This is a genomic window from Ramlibacter sp. (assembly GCF_036383835.1).
GTDB lineage: Bacteria > Pseudomonadota > Gammaproteobacteria > Burkholderiales > Burkholderiaceae_C > Ramlibacter.
In genome coordinates, this window is record NZ_DASVNN010000113.1 from 12,870 (window position 1) to 32,443 (window position 19,574).

Genomic DNA, 19,574 nt, shown 5'->3' on the forward strand with positions numbered 1-19,574 from the left:
CCCGCCTTCGCGGGAATGACGGAACGGACTTAATCGTCCTCGCCCGCGTCCAGCCCGGGGAACAGCACCTCGGTGAACCCGAACTGCGTGAAGTCCCGCACGCGCATGGGGTAAAGCTTGCCGAACAGGTGGTCCACCTCGTGCTGCACCACGCGGGCGTGGAAGCCTTCGGCTTCGCGGGCGATGCGCTTGCCGCGTTCGTCGAAGCCGGTGTAGCGGATCGCCTTCCAGCGCGGGACCACGGCGCGCAGGCCGGGCACCGACAGGCAGCCCTCCCAGCCGTCTTCCTCTTCCGCGGACAAGGGCGTGATCTCCGGATTGAGCAACACCGTCTTCGGCACGGGCGGCGCGTCGGGATAGCGGGGATTCGGCGCATCGGTGCCGAAGATCACCAGCTGCAGGTCGACGCCGATTTGCGGCGCGGCGAGGCCGGCGCCGCTGGCGGCCTTCATCGTGTCTTCCATGTCGGCGACGAGCGCGCGCAGTTCGGGGGTGCCGAAGGCGCGCACCGGCTGCGCCGTGCGCAGCAGGCGGGCATCGCCCATCTTCAATATCTCTCGGACAGCCATGGATACGAGCATACCCCGAGAGGTTTCCGTCCCCGCGCGGGCGGCGGCGATGGTATGTTTTGCTTGTGACTGCACCAGGCTCCGCCACCGCCACCCGCCCCTTGTCCGCCGCGGCGCGCTGGCTTTTGCTCGCGCTGGCGGCCGTCTGCGTGCTGCTGGGGGTGATCGGCATCTTCGTGCCGGTGCTGCCCACGGTTCCCTTCCTGATCCTGGCGGCCTGGGCGGCCTCGCGCTCCTCGCCGCGCCTCCACCAGTGGCTGATGACGCATCCGCGCTTCGGCCGGCCGCTGCGCGACTGGGAAATGCACCGCGTGGTGCCGCGCTACGCCAAGTGGGCCGCCACCGTGATGATCGCGATCAGCGCGGGGACGCTGCTGCTGGTCGCACCGCGCAGCTGGTGGCTCGCGATCGGCGCCGCGGTCCTCGCGATGGCGGCGGTGCTCGCGTGGTTGTGGCGGCGCCCGGAGCGCCGGCCCGACTGATCAACCCGCCAGCAGCCGGCGCAATCCTTCTTCGTCCAGCACGGCAACGCCGAGTTCGCGCGCCTTGTCCAGCTTGCTGCCCGCTTCCGCTCCGGCCACCACGTAGTCGGTCTTCTTGCTGACCGATCCGGCGACCTTCGCGCCGGCCGCTTCCAGCAGGTCCTTCGCCTCGTCGCGGGACAGCGTCGTCAACGTGCCCGTGAGCACCACGGTCTTGCCCGCCAGCGGCTTGGGCTCCTGCGCGGCAGGCGGGCCCTCTTCCCAATGCATGCCGCAGGCGCGCAGCTGCTCGATCACCTCGCGGTTGTGCGGCTGCTGGGAGAAGGCGTGGATGCTCTCGGCCACGATCGGGCCGACGTCGGGGACCTGCAACAGCTGCTCGACCGGCGCGTCCATGATCGCATCCAGGTTGCCGAAGTGCCGCGCGAGGTCGCGCGCCGTCGACTCGCCGACGTGGCGGATGCCCAGGCCGAAGAGGAAGCGCGGCAGCGTCGTCGCCTTGGATTTCTCCAGGGCCGCGAGCACGTTCTGCGCCGACTTCTCGCCCATGCGCTCCAGCGCGACGAGATTCGCGAGGCCCAGCCGATAGAGGTCCGGCAGCGTGCGGATCACGCTGGCCTCGACCATCTGGTCCACCAGCTTCTCGCCCAGGCCTTCGATGTCCAGCGCGCGGCGCTGCGCGAAGTGCAGGATGGCGTGCTTGCGCTGCGCGCTGCAGAACAGGCCGCCGGTGCAGCGGTGGTCGGCCTCGCCTTCCTCGCGCACGGCTTCCGAGCCGCACACGGGGCAGGCCTTCGGCATGTGGAACACCGGCGCGTCCGCGTGGCGCTTGTCCGGCACCACGGCCACCACTTCGGGGATCACGTCGCCGGCCCGGCGCACGATCACCGTGTCGCCGATGCGCACGTCCTTGCGGTGCACCTCGTCCTCGTTGTGCAGCGTGGCGTTGGTCACCGTCACCCCGCCGACGAAGACCGGCTTCAGCTTGGCAACCGGCGTGAGCTTCCCGGTTCGGCCGACCTGGATCTCGATCCCCTCGACCGTCGTCATCTGCTCCTGCGCCGGGAACTTGTGCGCCACCGCCCAGCGCGGCTCGCGCGTGACGAATCCGAGCTGCCGCTGCAGCGCCAGGCCGTTCACCTTGTAGACGACGCCGTCGATGTCGAAAGGCAGGCCGTCGCGTTCGCGGCCCACCAGCTGGTGGTAGGCGATCAGGTCGTCGGCGCCGCGCGCCACCGTCACGCGCTCGGAGACCGGCAGGCCCCAGGCCTTCAGCGCCATCAGCACGTCGTGGTGCGTCGCGAAGGCGGGGCCGTCGACGATCTCGCCCCAGCCGTAGGCGAAGAAGCTCAGGGGCCGCTGGCGCGCGATGCCCGGATCGAGCTGGCGCACCGCGCCGGCCGCCGCATTGCGCGGATTGACGAAGGTCTTCTCGTTCCTGGCGCCCTTGGCGATCTTGTCGCGCTGCAGTTCGTTGAGCCGATCGAAGTCGTCGCGGCGCATGTAGACCTCGCCACGGACTTCCAGCACGGGCGGCAGGTCCTTGCCGCGCAGGCGCAGCGGGATCTGCCCGATCGTGCGGATGTTCTGCGTGACGTCCTCGCCGATCTCGCCGTCGCCGCGCGTCGCGGCCTGCACCAGCACGCCGTTCTCGTAGCGCAGGCTGATCGCGAGGCCGTCGAACTTCAGCTCGGCGACGTACTCGATCGGCCCGGCATCTTCCTTCAGGCCCAGCTCGCGCCGCACGCGGGCGTCGAAGTTGCGCGCGCCGCTCGCCTCGATGTCGGTCTCGGTGCGGATCGACAGCATCGGCACCCTGTGCCGCACCTTGGCGAAGCCCTCCAGCACCGCGCCCCCGACGCGCAGCGTGGGCGAGTCCGGCGTGCGCAGTTCGGGATGCTGCTCCTCCAGCTTCTGCAGCTCCTGGAACAGCTTGTCGTATTCCGCGTCGGGGATGTCCGGCTGGTCCAGCACGTAGTACTGGTGGTTGTGGTGGTGCAGCAGTTCGCGCAGCGCGTCGACGCGCTCCTGCACTTTTCCGGAAGCGCTCATGGGTTCAGGAGAAAAGCCGCCGGGCCTGCGGCGAACCGGCGGAGAGGTCGCGCGCGTCCAGCGTGTCGTAGAGTTGCTCGAGGTCGGCGCCGATGCGGTCCAGCGCCTCCTTCGGGATCACGTGGCCGTTGTCGTCGGTGATCAGGCCGTCCATCGACGCCGCCAGCGCGATCGCCGCGTCGGCCATGCGCGCGAAGGGCTGCTCGCTGCGCGGCACGTGCGTCACGTCCAGGCTGAGGATCACGTCGCGGATCGCCGAATGGGACGGATCGTCCGACAGCGCCGCCTGGGTCGAGAACGCCAAGCCCAGCACCGGGGGGCCGCCGGGCACGCTGGCCGGCTGCACGAGGCGGCCCGGGATCGCTCCGGCGACGAAACCGAGGCGCGACGCGTTCTGCTGCACGTAGCCCGGGCTCCAGGCGGCATTGCGCGCGCGCAGGGTGAATCCCAGCTGGGCGTCGTGCGTGCTGGCGAACTGGTCCAGCTCGCGCGCGCGGGCGACCTCGTCGCGCATCTCGGGGAATTCGGCGGCGCCGTTCACCGCGTCGGCGAAGGCCTGCGTCTTCATCACGAATTCGGAGAATTCGATGTCATTGAGCGCGCCGCTGCGGTTGGCCAGTTGCACGCCGGCCTGGAACGCGGTGTAGCGCTGGCCGGCGCGCGGCGTCTCCCAGTCGCCCGTGGCCTCGTTGCGGCCCTCGATGGCGAAGGGCTTGCTGCCGGCGCGGCGCGTGGGCGGCAGGGCCGACAGCGCGAGCTCACCGGACGCCGTCGCATCGACGGCGATCTGCGCCAGCGCGTCGATCAGCGCATCGAGGCCGGGCTTCCGTTCAGGCAGGGGCAACGGTGCGAGCGGGACGTCGTCCAGCACCGGCTCATTGCGCTCCTGCACGTCGGCCGCCGCCGCCTGCGCCACGGCCACTTCGGCCTGCCGCGGCGTCGCGCGGCGCGTGGTCCACGCATTCCATCCGACCAGGAAGGCGAGCACGAGCCCGCCGAGGACGGCGAGACCGAGCGTGAAACCGCTCATGCGGCCTCGGCCATCGACACGGCGGACTCCATGTCCACCGCCACGATGCGCGAGACGCCCTGCTCCTGCATGGTCACGCCGATCAGCTGTTCCGCCATCTCCATCGCGATCTTGTTGTGCGAGATGAAGAGGAACTGCGTCTCCTTGCTCATGCTGCTCACGAGCTTGGCGTAGCGTTCGGTGTTGGCGTCGTCCAGCGGCGCGTCCACCTCGTCCAGCAGGCAGAAGGGCGCGGGATTGAGCTGGAAGATCGCGAACACCAGCGCGATGGCGGTCAGGGCCTTCTCGCCGCCGGACAGCAGGTGGATCGTCTGGTTCTTCTTGCCGGGCGGCTGCGCCATCACCTGCACGCCGGAGTCGAGGATCTCCTCGCCCGTCATCACCAGCTTGGCGTTGCCGCCGCCGAACAGCTCGGGGAACATGCGGCCGAAGTGCTCGTTGACGGTGTTGAAGGTGCTGCCCAGCAGCTCGCGCGTCTCGCCGTCGATCTTCCTGATCGCATCCTCGAGCGTGGTCATCGCCTCGGTCAGGTCCTTGGTCTGCGCATCGAGGAACTGCTTGCGCTCGCGGGCGGTGCTCAGTTCCTCCAGCGCGGCGAGGTTCACCGCGCCCAGCGCGGCGATCTCGCGGTGGAAGCGGTCGATCTCCGACTGCATGCCCGAGAGGCGCACGTTGCCATCCTCGACCGACCTGGCCACGGCCTCGAGGTCCGCCTGCGCATCGGTCAGCAGTTGCGTGTACTGCTCCAGGCCCAGGCGCGCGGCCTGTTCCTTCAGCTGCAGGTCGGTGATGCGCTGGCGCAGCGGGTCGAGTTCGCGTTCGAGCTGCAGGCGGCGCTCGTCGCTGGCGCGCAGCTTGGCGGTGAGGTCGTCGTATTCGCTGCGCTTGGCGCCCAGCACCTGCTCGCGTTCGGACTTGAGCTGCAGCGCGCCCTGCAGGCCGGCTTGCGCCGCTGCGTCGGTCAGGCGCGCGAGCTCGGCGCGGGCACGCTCTTCTTCCGAGGCGATCGACGTCGTCTGCTGCGTGGCCGTCACGATCGACCGCTGCAATTCGCCCTTGCGCGCTTCCAGCGCGCGCTGCGAGAACTGCGCTTCCTGCGCCTGGCGCTCCAGGCTGCGGTGCTGCTCGCGCGCTTCCGCAAGCTTGCGCTCCGCCTCGATCACGCGCTCGTCGAGCTGCGCATGCCGCTCCTGGCTGTCCGCCAGCTGCATGTCCAGCTCCTCGAACCGCCCTTCGGCGGCCACGCGGCGTTCCTGCAGTTCTTCCAGCAGCGCGTCGACTTCGGCCATGTCGCCGGCGATCTGCTCGCTGCGGGCGCGGGTCTGTTCGGCCAGCTGCGTCAGGCGCAGGGTCTCGACCTGCAGCTCGTGGGCGCGGCTCTGGTTCTCGGCCGCTTCGCGGCGCGCCACCGTGAGGCGCTGCGAGGCGTCGCTGTAGGAAGCTTCGGCGCGTACCAGCGCGGTGCGCGCTTCCTCGGCGATCAGGACCTGGGCGCGCAACTGCTTCTCGAGGTTCTCGATCTCCTGCTGGCGTGCGAGCAGGCCGGCCTGCTCGGAGTCCTGGGCATAAAAGCTCACGCTGTGCGCCGTGACGCAGTGGCCCGACTTCACGTAGATCGCTTCGCCGGCCTGGAGCTTGTCGCGCGCGGCCAGCGCCTCTTCCAGAGAGCCCGCGGTGTAGCAGCCGTGCAGCCAGTCGGACAGCAGCGCCTTCTGGCCGGCGTCGTTGAGGCGCAGCAGGTCGGCGAGACGCGGCAGCGCGGCGGCCGCTTCCGGCGCGCCGGCCGGGGGGGCGTGATAGAAGGCCAGCTTGGCCGGCGGCGCGTCGCTCGCGAAGGCGCGGACCATGTCCAGGCGCGAGACCTCCAGCGAGCTCATGCGCTCGCGCAGCACCGCTTCCAGCGCGTTTTCCCAACCCTGCTCGATGTGGATCTTCGTCCACAGGCCCTGCAGGCCCCCGAGGCCGTGCCTGGCGAGCCAGGGTTGCAGCTTGCCGTCGGTGCGGACCTTTTCCTGCAGCGCCTTCAGCGCTTCCATGCGCGCCGACAGGTCGGCCTGGCGTGCGCCCTGGGTGTTCACGTCCTGCTGCCTGGCCCGACGGCCTTCATCGAGCTGCGGCACCTGCTCCTGCAGTTCGTGCAGGCGCGCATCCGCCGTCTCGGCCGCTTCCTGCGCCGTCGAGAGTTGCGACTGCAGGTTGACGAGGCGCTGTTCGTCCGGCGCAGCCAGCGCATTGCGATCCGTCACCAGGCGCTCGCGGCGCTGGTTCAGCTGGCGCGACTGCTCCTCGATGTTGCGCTGGTCGGCGGCCAGCACCTGGATCTGCTGCTGCACCTGGGCGACCGCACCGCGCTGCTCGGAGGACTTCGATTGCGCCTGGCGCACGGCCTCCTCGAGATCGGGCTGCTGCAGGCCCTGCTCCTCCACCTGCGCGGCGAGCAGCGCAGCCTTTTCCTCGGCATCGAGCGTCTGCGCGGCGAGGTTCTCGGTCTCGGCTTCGGCTTCTTCCTTGCGCGTCGCCCACTGCGCCGTCTGTTCCTTCAGCTGGATCAGCCGTTGCTCGACGCGCTGGCGGCCTTCCACCACGAAGCGAATTTCGGCTTCGAGCCGGCCCACTTCGGCGCTGGCTTCATAGAGCTGTCCCTGCGCCTGGTTCACCTGGTCGCCGGCGGCGTAGTGCGCCTGGCGGATGGTTTCCAGCTCGCTCTCGACGCGGCGCAGGTCGGCCACGCGCGCCTCGAGGTCGTTGACCGCCTTGTCGGCGTCGCCCTTGATCTTGCCCTGGTCGCCTTCGGCTTCGGCGCGCTTCAAGTACCAGAGCTGGTGCTGCCTGAGAGTGACGTCGGCCTGCAGCTGGTTGTACTTCGCGGCCACCTCGGCCTGCTTTTCCAGCTTCTCGAGGTTGTTATTCAGCTCGCGCAGGATGTCTTCCACCCGCGTGAGGTTCTCGCGCGTGTCGTGCAGGCGGTTCTCGGTCTCGCGGCGGCGCTCCTTGTACTTGGAGACGCCCGCGGCTTCCTCGAGGAACAGGCGCAGTTCCTCGGGCTTGGATTCGATGATCCGGCTGATCGTGCCCTGGCCGATGATGGCGTAGGCGCGCGGGCCCAGGCCCGTGCCCAGGAACACGTCCTGCACGTCGCGGCGCCGCACCGGCTGGTTGTTGATGTAGTAGCTGGAGGTGCCGTCGCGCGTCAGCACGCGCTTGACGGCGATCTCGGCGAACTGGCTCCACTGGCCGCCGGCGCGGTGGTCGGCGTTGTCGAAGACCAGTTCGACCGAGGAGCGCGAGGCGGGCTTGCGGGTGGTCGTGCCGTTGAAGATCACGTCCTGCATGGACTCGCCGCGCAGTTCGCTGGCCTTGGACTCGCCCAGCACCCAGCGGCAGGCGTCCATGATGTTGGACTTGCCGCAGCCGTTGGGCCCCACCACCCCGACCAGCTGGCCGGGCAGCATGAAGTTGGTGGGCTCGGCAAAGGACTTGAACCCGGAAAGCTTGATCGATGTGAGACGCACGGCCCCTCGCCCCTGCTGATTCGAATGAAGACGCCGGCTGCGGGCCGGCGTCGTTGCGGGAAATGATAACCGCTGGTCCCCGCACCGCCCTCTAGCTCGGCCGTGACTTTGCGCAACAGGCGGGGCCGCCGGTGTCTCCCCGCACCCAGCCCCGGACCGGCCCCGGCAGATCCCTGTGTGGCGCCCGCGCCGCATTCGGCCCCACCGACTTCCCCTTTCTGGGGAGTTGTTTACGCCGTAGTCCTAATGGACTATAGGGGATTTGCCTAGTCCAGCGTCAGATTGCGCCTGCAACGCAGCAGGAGCAATCCATGGAACAGGTCGTCAGTTCGAGTTACCAATCGGGCTTCGTGGCCCTTTCTTACGCGATCTCCGCGATCGGGAGCTACGTCGCCCTCAACTCCGCCAACGGGATCCGGCGCCCCGACGGCCGGATCCGGTTGGGCAGCACCGTGGCCGCGGGCATCGCGCTCGGCGGCATCGGCGTCTGGTCCATGCACTTCATCGGCATGCTGGCCCTGAAGCTCGATGCCGGGAGCAGCTACGCGATGGTGGAGACCGTCGTCTCGCTGGTCGCCGCCATCGTCGGCAGCGCGCTCGCCCTGGGCTTCGTGGCCAGGGCGCCGCACCGCCTGGGCCGCATCGCCGGCGCCGGCCTCCTGCTCGGCATCGGCGTGGTGGTGATGCACTACCTGGGCATGTTCGGGATGAAGATCGGCGGCTTCATCCGCTGGGACTACGAGGTCGTGGCGCACTCCGCGATGATCGCGGTGGCGGCGGCCACGGCGGCACTGTGGCTCGCCTTCAACACGGCGTCCATCGGCATGCGGGCAGTCGCAAGCCTCGTCATGGGGGTGGCGGTGTGCGCGATGCACTACACCGGGATGCGGGCCGCGGAGTTCGTCTGCACCGTGTCCGACCGCGCAGCCACGCCCCAGGGCTTCGGCTACGTGAGCGCCGCGGCATTGCCCTACCTCGTGGTGTTCGGCGCGATGACCATGGCCGCCCTCATCACCGTCTACCAGCTGTACCAGTCCAGCACGGAGGACTACGAAGACATGGAAAGCCGGCTCGCGGCGTAGCGCGCGGCCGACCGATGCCTGGCGCCACGGCCGAGAGCCGGCAGGGCGTGCCGGCCTAGCTGCCCACGTGCATCGTGAACAAGGCGCCGTTGGACATCCGGCAGTTGCCGGTGCCCAGCGTCGGCGAGTTCATCGTGTAGCGGCAGTTCAGGAAGCTGCCGCGGTTGCCCGCGCCATTGGCCACGCCCTCGCGGCTGGAGCCTGCCACGCGCGTGGCCTCGCCGTTGAAGCTTTCGCCGCTGATCACCGGGGAGAAGTGGCCGCGGCCATTGAGATCGTTGGTCACCACGGCAGGGACCACGCCGTAGGGGCCGGCCTGCTCGTTCGCCGGGTACAGCCGCGCGGTGAAGGTCACCGGCACCGCGGGCGCGGCGGCACCGGCGGGGACGACGACGGTGTTTCCGGCCGGCATCGGCTGCAGCGGCACGACGTAGCAGCCCGCCAGCGTGGAGACGGCCAGGGCGATACCGGAAAGGGAAGCGATCTTCATGGGATCTCGTGGTGGCGCAGGCACATGCCTGCGACGCGGAATGTGCCCGCAGGCCCCTGAAGCAGTACCGGATTTCGGCGATCGAACTACCGCGCGCTACTTTCGGTTCACTTTGACGCTACTTCGGCCCGCTGCGGCGCGCGCCGGTGCATGAGGGCGAACCACACCGGCGGGAGCGCCGCCAGCAGCAGGCACCCGGCATAGCCCGTGGGCAGCTGCGGCGCGGGCAGCATCCGCAGTTCGGCGTAGGGCTTCCAGCCGTGGACGTGGTGGTCGGAGTGGCGCTGCAGGTTCAGGAGGAGGCTGTTGCCCAGCATGGTGTCGGTGTTCCAGGCGTGGCCGGTCGCGAAGGGCTCGGGACGGCCGTCGGGACCGGTGCGCCGCTGCAGCCCGTAGTGCTCGATGTAGTTGACCGTCTCCAGCAGCCACACGGCGAAGGCGGACTGCACGATCCAGAACACCAGCATCTTCCACTGCGCCGCGACGATCAGGACGCCGAACACCGCGACGTTCACCGCGGTGCTCCACACCAGCGGGCTGCGATGCCAGCCCTTGCGGTGCAGGCGCAGGCGTTCGGCTTCCAGCCGCCACGCATCGCGCCAGCTGCCCCACAGCGTGCGGGGCAGGAATCGCCACAGGCTCTCGCCGGGACGCGCACTCGCCGGGTCGTCCCAGGTCGCGGCGCGCACGTGGTGGCCTCGGTAATGCTCCACCATGAAGTGGCCGTAGTTCACGGCCGTCATCAGCACCCATCCGAGCAGGCGGTCGGCGCGGTGGCGGCTGTGCCCCAGCTCGTGGGCGAAGGTGATGCCCTGCGCGCCGGCGACGAAGCCGGCGGTGTAGGCCACGCCGAGCACCGTCAGCCAGTCCGCCTCGGCGACGGCCTGGAAGCCGACGGCGAACAGCAGCAGTTCCAGCGGCACGAACGCGCGCGGGATCCAGGCGAGCCATGCGGCGCGCGGATCGGGCGCGGGCGAGCGCCACAGCGGAGGCAGCGCGGCCTCCAGCAGCGCGATGCCGGCCCAGATCGCGAACGCATTGAGCGCGGCACGTTCCGGGTGCGACGACACGGACACCAGCGTCAGGGCCGGAAAGATCACTGCCAGCAGGAAGCGCAGGTCGGACGGGCGCAGGAGCGACATGGGCCCATTGAACCTCTGCAGCGGCGGCAGCGTCAATCGAGACAGGGATAATCCGGGGATGAATCCCCTGCTGGCTAAGCTGCAGCCCTATCCCTTCGAGCGGCTTCGGCAATTGTTCACCGGCGTGACGCCCAATCCTTCCTATCGCCCCATCAGCCTGGGCATCGGCGAACCGAAGCACCCCACCCCGGCCTTCATCAAGCAGGCCCTCGCCCGCGCCATGGAGACGCCCGGGCACGATCTCTCGGGCTATCCGGCGACGGCGGGTTCGCCCGAACTGCGGCAGGCCTGCGCACGGTGGCTGGAGCAGCGCTATGCGCTGAAGGTGGACCTGGCCACGCAGGTGCTGCCGGTGAACGGCTCGCGCGAAGCGCTGTTCGCGCTGGCGCAGACCGTGATCGACCCCACGAAGCCCGCCGTGGTGGTCTGCCCCAATCCCTTCTACCAGATCTACGAGGGCGCGGCCCTGCTCGCGGGCGCCGAGCCGTACTACGCGCCGAGCGACCCGGCGCGCAACTTCGCCGTCGACTGGGACAGCGTGCCCGAAAGCGTGTGGGCGAAGACGCAGCTGCTGTACGTCTGCTCCCCCGGCAATCCCACCGGCGCGGTGATGCCGCTGGCGGAGTGGAAGAAGCTGTTCGAGCTGCAGGACCGCCACGGCTTCGTGATCGCCTCCGACGAGTGCTACAGCGAGATCTACTTCCGCGACGAGCCGCCGCTGGGCGGGCTGGAAGCGGCCGCGAAACTCGGGCGCGGCGACTTCCGCCGGCTGATCGCGCTGACCAGCCTGTCCAAGCGCAGCAACGTGCCGGGCATGCGCAGCGGCTTCGTCGCGGGCGACGCCGCGCTGATCCGGCAGTTCCTGCTCTATCGCACCTACCACGGCAGCGCCATGAGCCCGATCGTGCAGTCGGCCAGCATCGCCGCCTGGAGCGACGAGCAGCACGTGGTGGAGAACCGGGAGCTCTATCGGCGCAAGTTCGCCGAAGTCACGCCCCTGCTGGAGCAGGCGCTGGACGTGCAGCTGCCCGACGCCGCCTTCTACCTGTGGGCGGGGGTGCGCGGAAGCGACACCGCGTTCGCCCGCGACCTGCTGGCTCAATACAATGTGACCGTGCTGCCGGGCAGCTACCTGGCACGCGAGGCCGGGGGCGTGAATCCCGGCACCGGCCGCATCCGGATGGCGCTCGTGGCGGACACCGCCGAGTGCGTCGAGGCCGCCCAGCGCATCGTGCAATTCGTCCAGAACAATTCCAGGTCACCCTCATGAGCCAGCAGCTGCAACAGATCATCGACACCGCGTGGGACGACCGCGCCAGCCTTTCCGCCGCCTCCGCACCCAAGGAGGTTCGCGATGCCGTGGAGCACGTGATCGCGGAACTGAACACCGGCAAGCTGCGCGTGGCCACCCGCCAGGCCGTGGGCCAGTGGACCGTGCACCAGTGGATCAAGAAGGCGGTGCTGCTGTCCTTCCGCCTGAACGACAACGTGATCATGAAGGCCGGCGAGCTGGCCTTCTTCGACAAGGTGCCCACCAAGTTCTCGCACCTGTCGCCCGAGGAGATGGCGGCCACCGGCGTGCGCGTGGTGCCGCCGGCCGTGGCCCGCCGCGGCAGCTTCGTCGCCAGGGGCGCGATCCTGATGCCCTCTTACGTGAACATCGGCGCCTGGGTCGACGAAGGCACCATGGTCGACACCTGGGCCACCGTGGGCTCCTGCGCGCAGGTCGGCAAGAACGTGCACCTGTCCGGCGGCGTGGGCCTCGGCGGCGTGCTGGAGCCGCTGCAGGCCAATCCGACCATCATCGAGGACAACTGCTTCATCGGCGCTCGCTCGGAAGTGGTCGAAGGCGTGATCGTCGAGGAGAACTCGGTGCTCGGCATGGGCGTGTACATCGGCAAGAGCACGCCGATCTTCAACCGCGACACCGGCGAGATGATCTACGGCCGCGTGCCCGCGGGCAGCGTGGTGATCAGCGGCAGCATGCCCAAGAAGACGAAGAACGGCACGGACTACAACACGTACGCGGCGATCATCGTGAAGACGGTGGACGCCAAGACGCGCGCTTCCACCAGCCTGAACGACCTGCTGCGCGATTGAGGGACCACCGTCGTTCCCGCGGAGGCGGGAACCCAGGGCGCCCTGGATCCCCGCCTGCGCGGGGATGACGAACAAAAGAGGAGTTGTCGATGGGAACGATGGAGCGGATCCTGCGCCTGATGTCCGAGAAGCGGGCATCGGACGTCTACTTGTCGGCCCAGGCGCCGGCGATGATCAAGATCAACGGCCAGACGCTGCCGATCAACAACCAGCTGCTGCCTTCCGATGCCCCGCGCGCCCTGCTCGCGGAAGTGCTCCCCGCGCACCGCATGGAGGAGCTCGACGCCAGCGGCGAGCTGAACATGGCGCACCAGGTCGAGGGCGCGGGCAACTTCCGCTTCTCGGCGATGCGCCAGCGCGGCTCCATCGCGGCGGTGATCCGCTACATCGCCACCGAGATCCCGCCGCTGTCGACGCTGCAGGTTCCGATGATCCTGGCCGACCTGATCATGGAAAAGCGCGGCCTGCTGCTGATGGTGGGCTCCACCGGCGCCGGCAAGAGCACGACGCTCGCGGCGATGATGGACCACCGCAACGAGAGCACCACCGGCCACATCCTCACGATCGAGGACCCGGTGGAGTTCATCTTCAAGAACAAGAAGTCCGTGGTGAACCAGCGCGAGGTGGGCAGCGACACGCAGTCGCTGCAGACGGCGCTGAAGAACGCGCTGCGGCAGGCGCCCGACGTGATCCTGATCGGCGAAATCCGCGACCGCGAGACCATGTCCGCCGCCATCGCGTATGCGCAGTCGGGCCACCTGTGCCTGGCGACCATGCACGCCAACAACAGCTACCAGGCGCTGAACCGGATCTTGTCCTTCTACCCCGTGGAAGTGCGCCCCACCATGCTGGGCGACCTGGCCGCGGCCATGAAGGCAGTCGTGTCGCAGCGCCTGCTGCGCACGGTGTCCGGCGGCCGCGCGCCGGCGGTGGAGATCATGCTCAACACCAAGCTGGTGTCCGAGCTGATCGAGAAAGGCGACTTCTCCGGCGTCAAGGAGGCCATGGAAAAGTCCATGGCCGAGGGCTCGCAGACCTTCGAGATGGACATCGCCCGCCTGATCATGGACGGCATCGTCGACAAGAAGGAAGGCCTGGCCTACTCCGACTCGCCGACCAACCTGCAGTGGCGCCTGCAGAACAGCGCCCACGCCGTGGCACAGGCGGAAGGCAACGACGGCGACAGCGAGGCGGACCTCGACGACCAGCCGTCCTTCACCGAGATCACGCTGGACGTGAAGCACGGCTGACCGGGGCGCGGGCCCTACACTACGGGCCCATGTCCAAGACGCTCCACCTGGCCGAGCAGCTGATCGCGCAGCGCTCGGTCACGCCCGAAGACGGGCAGTGCCAGCCCATCCTCGCCCTGCGCCTGCAGGCGCAGGGTTTCCGCTGCGAGACCATCGTCAGCGGCCCCGCCGATTTCCGCGTGACCAACCTCTGGGCCAAGCGTGCCGGCACCTCGGGCCGCACGCTGGTCTTCGCCGGCCATACCGACGTCGTGCCCACCGGCCCGCTGGAACAGTGGAGCAGCGATCCCTTCGTGCCCAGCCACCGCGACGGCAACCTGTACGGCCGCGGCGCGGCGGACATGAAGACCTCGATCGCCGCCTTCACGGTGGCGGCGGAGGAGTTCCTCGCGGCGAACCCGAATCCGAAGCTCGGGATCGCGCTGCTGCTCACGAGCGACGAGGAAGGCCCCAGCGTCGACGGCACCGTGGTGGTCTGCCGCCAGCTCGAAGCGCGCGGCGAGAAGCTGGACTTCTGCATCGTCGGCGAACCGACTTCGGTGGAGCGCCTGGGCGACATGATCAAGAACGGCCGCCGCGGCAGCCTTTCGGGCAAGCTCACCGTCAAGGGCATCCAGGCACACATCGCCTATCCGCAACTGGGCAGGAACCCGATCCACATGGCGATGCCGGCGCTCGACGAACTGGCGAAGACCGAGTGGGACCGCGGCAACGCGTTCTTCCCGCCGACCAGCTTCCAGATCTCCAACATCCACGGCGGCACCGGCGCGGGCAACATCATTCCCGGCTCGGTGGTGATCGACTTCAATTTCCGCTTCGCCAGCGTGAGCACGGCCGAAGCGCTGCAGAAGCGCGTGCACGAGGTGCTCGACCGCCACGGCCTCGATTACCAGCTCGCGTGGACGGTGGGCGGCCAGCCCTTCCTCACCACGCCTGGCGAACTGGTGGGTGCGGTGCAGGCGGCGATCCGCGAGGAGACCGGCTTGACCACCGAACTCTCCACCACCGGCGGCACCAGCGACGGCCGCTTCATCTCGCGCATCTGCCCGCAGGTGATCGAGTTCGGCCCGATCAACGCCAGCATCCACAAGATCGACGAACACGTGCGCGTGGCGGACCTCGAGCCGCTGAAGAACATCTACCGCCGCACGCTGGAGCACCTGGACCGGCAGTCGTGAAGCTGATCGCGCTATTGGAGGAAATGGCCGCCCGCATGGACGCCGCCGGCGTGGGCTTCGGCCACGGCACGACCAACGCCTTCGACGAGGCCGCGTGGCTGGTGTTGTGGAAGCTGGGGCTGCCGCTGGACGCGCTCGACGAACACGCGGAGCGCGAACTGTCCGATGCGGAAGCCGCCGGCGTTCGCGCGCTGGTGGAAGAACGCATCGCCACCCGCAAGCCCGCCGCCTACCTGACGCGCGAGGCCTGGCTGCAGGGCGTGCCCTTCTACGTCGACGAGCGCGCGATCGTGCCGCGCAGCTTCATCGCGGAACTGATCGCCGACGGCGGCTTCGATGCCTGGCTGTCGGAGCGCACGCACCGCGTGCTGGACCTGTGCACGGGCAACGGCAGCCTGGCGGTGCTCGCGGCGATGGCCTATCCCGACGTGCAGGTCGATGCCGCGGATCTTTCGCCCGAGGCGCTCGAGGTCGCGCGGATCAACGTCGACAAGCATGGCTTGCAGGACCGCATCCGCCTCGTGCCCTCCGATGGCCTGGCCGCCCTGCCCGGCCCGTACGACCTGATCCTGTGCAATCCGCCGTACGTCAACGCAGCGAGCATGGCGCAGCTGCCGGCCGAATACCGCGCCGAGCCGGAGCTCGCGCTGGCGGGCGGCGCCGATGGCATGGATTTCGTGCGGGCGCTGCTGCGCGATGCGCCTTCTCGCCTGGACGAGCAGGGCGTGCTGGTCCTGGAGATCGGCAACGAGCGCGAGCACTTCGAGCGCGCGTTTCCGCAGCTCGAAGCGGTGTGGCTGGAGACGAGTGCGGGGGGCGACCAGGTGCTGCTGCTGACGCGCGACGATCTCCTGTAGGCTGGGGCAACCCCGGCGCTGGGGTTCCACCCCAGCCTACCTCCGGGGCACCACCGCCCCAATGCGAAAATCCCTCCCGTGATCCAACTTCGCAACGTCACGCTTCGCCGTGGCGCCAAGGTCCTCCTCGACGGCGTCTCCGTCACCATCAACCCCGGCGAGAAGGTCGGCCTCGTGGGCCGCAACGGCGCCGGCAAGTCCACCCTCTTCGCCCTCCTCAACGGCAGCCTGCACGAGGACGCCGGCGACTTCTCGGTGCCCGCGCAATGGCGCCTGGCGCAGGTCGCGCAGGACATGCCCGAGACCGACGAACCCGCCACCGCCTTCGTGCTGGATGGCGACACGCGCCTCGTCACGCTGCGCGAGGAACTCGCGGGCGCCGAGGCCAGCGGCGACGGCATCGCCATCGCCCACGCGCATTCCGACCTGGCCGACGCCGGCGCGCACGACGCCGCGCCGCGGGCGCAGGCCCTGATCCTCGGCCTGGGCTTCCGCCCCGACGAACTGGACAAGCCGGTGTCCAGCTTCTCCGGCGGCTGGCGCATGCGCCTGCAGCTGGCGCGCGCGCTGATGTGCCCGTCGGAGCTGCTGCTGCTGGACGAACCGACCAACCACCTGGACCTCGACGCCCTGGTGTGGCTGGAAGGCTGGCTGCAGCGCTACGCCGGCACGCTGGTGGTGATCAGCCACGACCGCGAGTTCCTCGACGCGGTGACCGACGTGACGCTGCACATCGACCACCAGCAGCTCGCGCGCTACGGCGGCAACTACAGCTCCTTCGAGTTGCTGCGCGCCCAGCAGCTGGAGCAGCAGCAGGCCGCCTTCTCGCGCCAGCAGGACAAGATCGCGCACCTGCAGAAGTTCATCGACCGCTTCAAGGCCAAGGCCACCAAGGCCAAGCAGGCGCAAAGCCGCGTCAAGGCCCTGGAGCGCATGGAGAAGATCGCGCCGGTGCTGGCCGCCGCCGAATTCACCTTCGAGTTCAAGGAGCCGCAGAACCTGCCGAACCCGATGCTGGCGATCCAGGACGGCGCCTTCGGCTATGCGCCCCCACCCCAACCCTCCCCTGGAGGCGCAGGGAGTCCCACGCAGATCCTGGGCAACGTCAACCGCTCCGTCCTGGCCGGCCAGCGCATCGGCATCCTGGGCGCCAACGGCCAGGGCAAGTCCACGCTGGTCAAGACGATCGCGCGCACCATGCCGCCGCTCGCCGGGCGCGTCACCGAAGGCAAGGGCCTCGCGATCGGCTACTTCGCGCAGCAGGAACTCGACGTGCTGCGGCCGCAGGACACGCCGCTGGAGCACATGGTGCGCCTCGCGCGGGAACTCGCGGCCGCCACCGGCCAGTCCGACCGCGAACAGGACCTGCGCAACTACCTGGGCCAGTTCCTCTTTTCGGGCGACATGGTGCAGCAGGCCGTGGGCTCCATGAGCGGCGGCGAGAAGGCGCGACTCGTGCTCGCAATGATCGTGTGGCAGCGCCCCAACCTGCTGCTGCTGGACGAGCCGACCAACCACCTGGACCTGGCCACGCGCGAGGCGCTGTCGATGGCGCTCAACGAATTCGAAGGCACGGTGATGCTGGTGAGCCACGACCGCGCGCTGCTGCGGGCCGTGTGCGACGAGTTCTGGCTCGTCGGCCGCGGCGGCGTCGGACCGTTCGACGGCGACCTCGACGACTACCAGCGCTACCTGCTGGAAGAATCGCGCCGCATCCGCGAACAGGTCGCCACCGCGAATGCCGTCGCCGCGGCACCGCAGGGCGCCGAGCCACGGCTGAATCCGCAGGAGCAGCGCAAGCTGCAGGCCCAGCAGCGCCAGCTTCTCTCCACGCGTCTGAAGCCGCTGAAGAAGGAACTGGAGCAGGCCGAGCGCCGCATCGCCGCCCTCGAGACCGAGAAGGCGCAGCTGGAAGGCCGCCTGGCCACCGTGCTCACCCCCGCCGAGATCGCGGACGCGGGCCGCCGCCTGAAGGCAGCGGCGGAAGAACTTGGAACGCTGGAAGAGCGCTGGCTGGAGCTCTCCGGCGAGATCGAGGCGGCCGAAGCCGGCGCCATAGCCCCCGGCTGACACGGGCTCGCTCCGGCAGACGATCCGGCGTGATGCACGGCCGGGGTCCAATCGGTGCAGATCCAAGAACGACAAGAGCAGCACCATGGAAGTCTCGGACATGCTCGGCTACGCGGCCGCGACCCTGACCAGCCTCTCCTTCGTCCCGCAGGCCTGGCGCACCTTCCGCACCAAGGACGTGAGCGGCATCTCGCTGAAGATGTACGCCGTGTTCACGCTGGGCGTGGCCGTCTGGCTCGCCTACGGCATCGTGCTCGGCGAGGTGCCGATGATGCTGGCCAACGGACTCACGCTCGTCCTCGCGTGCGCGGTGCTGGTCATGCGCCTGCGCTATGGCAGGCGAAGCCCGGCATCGCCGGCGGGGTGACCACGGAAGATGTAATGCGGGTTCGGATTTGAAAAAGGCCGAGGTACGAATCGTCGTCCGTGCACGACAATGGTCCGCAGAGTTCGAACGAGACGAGCCGTACGCGGACGAGACATGGAATTGAAAGTATTCGTGGTCGAGGATTTCCCCAACATGCGCACCCTGCTGTCCGACCTGTTCCAGTCCATCGGCCGCATCCAGCTCGTGGGGTCCGCGGACACGGAAGCCGAAGCGCGGCTCTGGCTGGACGAGCACCAGGGGGAATGGGACGTGGCGATCGTGGACCTGGTGCTGAACCAGGGCTCCGGCTTCGGGGTCGTGTCCCACGCGAATGGCCGGCAGGACCCCGGCAAGGTGGTGGTCCTGAGCAGCTTCGCCACGCCGGGCGTGCGCAGCCACTGCCTGTCCCTCGGCGCTTCCGCGGTGTTCGACAAGGGGGACACCGCGCTGTTCAGCCGCTGGATGAACGAGCAGGCCAGCCGGCTCGCGCCTGCCGCCTGACGGCATGGCCGGCGCTGCGCCGCTGTGCCACCATTGCGCCCCATGTCCAGACCCAGCAAAGACGAGCGCGAAGCTCAGGAGCTCGATGCACGCGGCCTCGGTTCGCCCCGGTCCGTGCTGCGCGCCCACCGCACCTTGAGCGGCATGCAGCCGGGCCAGTCGCTGAAGGTGCTGACGTCCGAAGTGCACACGCTCGCCGAGTTCCAGTCGCTCGTGAAGCACGTGCCGGGCTACGAGCTGCTGTCGCAGGAGCAGGTCGGCAGCGACTACGTGCACCTGCTGGTGCGCCGCCGCTGAAGCGTCAGACGGCCGGCTCGCGCGCCGCGCGTACGTCGATCAGCTTGTCCAGGAGCTGCGCCAGCTCCCTCGGATTCACCGGCGACACCAGGTAGGCATCGGCCCCGGCGCGCTCGGCGGCCGCCCGCGCATGGCCCGTCACATAGATCGCCGAGACGTGCACGATGGGCACCGCCGCCATGTCCGGGCGCTCGCGCAGCTGGCGGCACACCTCCACCCCCATGATGTCGGGAAGGTGCACGTCCAGCACCACCGCCGATGCGCCACCGGCCAGCGCCAGCGCCTCGGCCCCGGTGGCGGCTTCGAGGGTCTGGAAGCCTTCGGCGCGCAGGAACCGCGACAGGGCGTAGCGGCCGGCTTCGGTGTCGTCCACCACGAGCACCTTGTAGTTGCTGCGTTTCGTCATGGGACGCGGATGATAAGGGCGCGCCAGGAAAAAAGGGTTTGCCGCCCGCAAGGACGGCAAACCCTCTGTGTTGGTGGTAGGACGTACAAGATTCGAACTTGTGACCAACGGATTAAAAGTCCGCTGCTCTACCAACTGAGCTAACGTCCCAACCGATTTGCCGCTGTTTGTGCAGCAGCAAAGCCCACG

At 69.1% G+C, this 19,574-nt stretch carries 18 protein-coding genes and 1 tRNA gene; 11 read left to right on the forward strand and 8 right to left on the reverse strand.

Annotation, left to right across the window (positions count from 1 at the left end; translation table 11 throughout):
* Positions 1-29 precede the first annotated feature (29 nt).
* Positions 30-569, reverse strand: coding sequence for a peptide deformylase (gene def, locus VF522_RS17795; RefSeq protein WP_330909639.1), 540 nt, complete (start codon positions 567-569; stop codon positions 30-32).
* 65 nt (positions 570-634) lie between these two features.
* Between def and VF522_RS17800 the strand changes: the two genes are divergently transcribed.
* Positions 635-1,051 (forward strand): YbaN family protein, encoded by a 417-nt coding sequence (locus VF522_RS17800; protein WP_330909640.1) that lies wholly within the window; start codon positions 635-637, stop codon positions 1,049-1,051.
* Here VF522_RS17800 and ligA read toward each other — a convergent pair whose 3' ends face one another.
* The 3 genes from ligA to smc are packed head-to-tail and all read right to left on the reverse strand — an operon-like array spanning position 1,052 to position 7,645.
* Positions 1,052-3,103, reverse strand: a complete 2,052-nt coding sequence (gene ligA, locus VF522_RS17805; protein WP_330909641.1) for an NAD-dependent DNA ligase LigA — start codon at positions 3,101-3,103, stop codon at positions 1,052-1,054.
* A 4-nt stretch (positions 3,104-3,107) separates the two neighbouring features.
* Entirely contained in the window at positions 3,108-4,133 is a 1,026-nt protein-coding gene (locus VF522_RS17810; RefSeq protein WP_330909642.1) for a cell division protein FtsZ, read from the reverse strand.
* On the reverse strand, positions 4,130-7,645 hold the full coding sequence (gene smc, locus VF522_RS17815) for a chromosome segregation protein SMC (protein ID WP_330909643.1): 3,516 nt from the start codon (positions 7,643-7,645) through the stop codon (positions 4,130-4,132). Before smc ends, VF522_RS17810 begins: the two co-directional genes overlap by 4 nt.
* 311 nt (positions 7,646-7,956) lie before the next feature.
* On the opposite strand from smc, the gene VF522_RS17820 reads away from it, so the two are divergent.
* On the forward strand, positions 7,957-8,727 hold the full coding sequence (locus VF522_RS17820) for an MHYT domain-containing protein (protein ID WP_330909644.1): 771 nt from the start codon (positions 7,957-7,959) through the stop codon (positions 8,725-8,727).
* A 55-nt stretch (positions 8,728-8,782) separates the two neighbouring features.
* Here VF522_RS17820 and VF522_RS17825 read toward each other — a convergent pair whose 3' ends face one another.
* Positions 8,783-9,217 (reverse strand): hypothetical protein, encoded by a 435-nt coding sequence (locus VF522_RS17825; RefSeq protein ID WP_330909645.1) that lies wholly within the window; start codon positions 9,215-9,217, stop codon positions 8,783-8,785.
* 107 nt (positions 9,218-9,324) lie between these two features.
* Complete coding sequence (locus VF522_RS17830) at positions 9,325-10,359, reverse strand: alkane 1-monooxygenase (RefSeq protein WP_330909646.1); 1,035 nt, start codon at positions 10,357-10,359, stop codon at positions 9,325-9,327.
* Positions 10,360-10,417: 58 nt separating this feature from the next.
* Here VF522_RS17830 and dapC point away from each other — a divergent pair, with 58 nt between their 5' ends.
* The 9 genes from dapC to VF522_RS17875 all read left to right on the forward strand — a co-directional run bounded on the left by dapC (position 10,418) and on the right by VF522_RS17875 (position 18,979).
* A complete protein-coding gene (gene dapC, locus VF522_RS17835) occupies positions 10,418-11,629 on the forward strand; it encodes a succinyldiaminopimelate transaminase (protein WP_330909647.1) in 1,212 nt (403 codons plus the stop codon).
* The gene (dapD, locus tag VF522_RS17840) at positions 11,626-12,459 is read left to right on the forward strand and encodes a 2,3,4,5-tetrahydropyridine-2,6-dicarboxylate N-succinyltransferase (protein ID WP_330909648.1); all 834 of its coding nucleotides are present in this window, start codon (positions 11,626-11,628) and stop codon (positions 12,457-12,459) included. Before dapC ends, dapD begins: the two co-directional genes overlap by 4 nt.
* A gap of 89 nt (positions 12,460-12,548) precedes the next feature.
* Entirely contained in the window at positions 12,549-13,709 is a 1,161-nt protein-coding gene (locus VF522_RS17845) for a PilT/PilU family type 4a pilus ATPase (protein ID WP_330909649.1), read from the forward strand.
* A 29-nt stretch (positions 13,710-13,738) separates the two neighbouring features.
* Positions 13,739-14,887, forward strand: coding sequence for a succinyl-diaminopimelate desuccinylase (gene dapE / locus VF522_RS17850; RefSeq protein ID WP_330909650.1), 1,149 nt, complete (start codon positions 13,739-13,741; stop codon positions 14,885-14,887).
* Between the two features lie 23 nt (positions 14,888-14,910).
* Entirely contained in the window at positions 14,911-15,744 is an 834-nt protein-coding gene (gene prmB, locus VF522_RS17855) for a 50S ribosomal protein L3 N(5)-glutamine methyltransferase (RefSeq protein ID WP_330909676.1), read from the forward strand.
* A 78-nt stretch (positions 15,745-15,822) separates the two neighbouring features.
* Complete coding sequence (locus VF522_RS17860; RefSeq protein WP_330909651.1) at positions 15,823-17,814, forward strand: ABC-F family ATP-binding cassette domain-containing protein; 1,992 nt, start codon at positions 15,823-15,825, stop codon at positions 17,812-17,814.
* An 85-nt stretch (positions 17,815-17,899) separates the two neighbouring features.
* Complete coding sequence (locus VF522_RS17865) at positions 17,900-18,181, forward strand: SemiSWEET transporter (RefSeq protein WP_330909652.1); 282 nt, start codon at positions 17,900-17,902, stop codon at positions 18,179-18,181.
* A 114-nt stretch (positions 18,182-18,295) separates the two neighbouring features.
* Entirely contained in the window at positions 18,296-18,682 is a 387-nt protein-coding gene (locus VF522_RS17870) for a response regulator (protein ID WP_330909653.1), read from the forward strand.
* A 42-nt stretch (positions 18,683-18,724) separates the two neighbouring features.
* Entirely contained in the window at positions 18,725-18,979 is a 255-nt protein-coding gene (locus tag VF522_RS17875; protein WP_330909654.1) for a sulfurtransferase TusA family protein, read from the forward strand.
* Positions 18,980-18,983: 4 nt separating this feature from the next.
* Here the strand turns inward: VF522_RS17875 and VF522_RS17880 are convergent, their stop codons facing one another.
* Together VF522_RS17880 and VF522_RS17885 are read right to left on the reverse strand one after the other, a co-directional pair.
* On the reverse strand, positions 18,984-19,385 hold the full coding sequence (locus VF522_RS17880) for a response regulator (protein WP_330909655.1): 402 nt from the start codon (positions 19,383-19,385) through the stop codon (positions 18,984-18,986).
* A 74-nt stretch (positions 19,386-19,459) separates the two neighbouring features.
* Positions 19,460-19,535 (reverse strand) — tRNA-Lys (locus VF522_RS17885).
* Positions 19,536-19,574 lie beyond the last annotated feature (39 nt).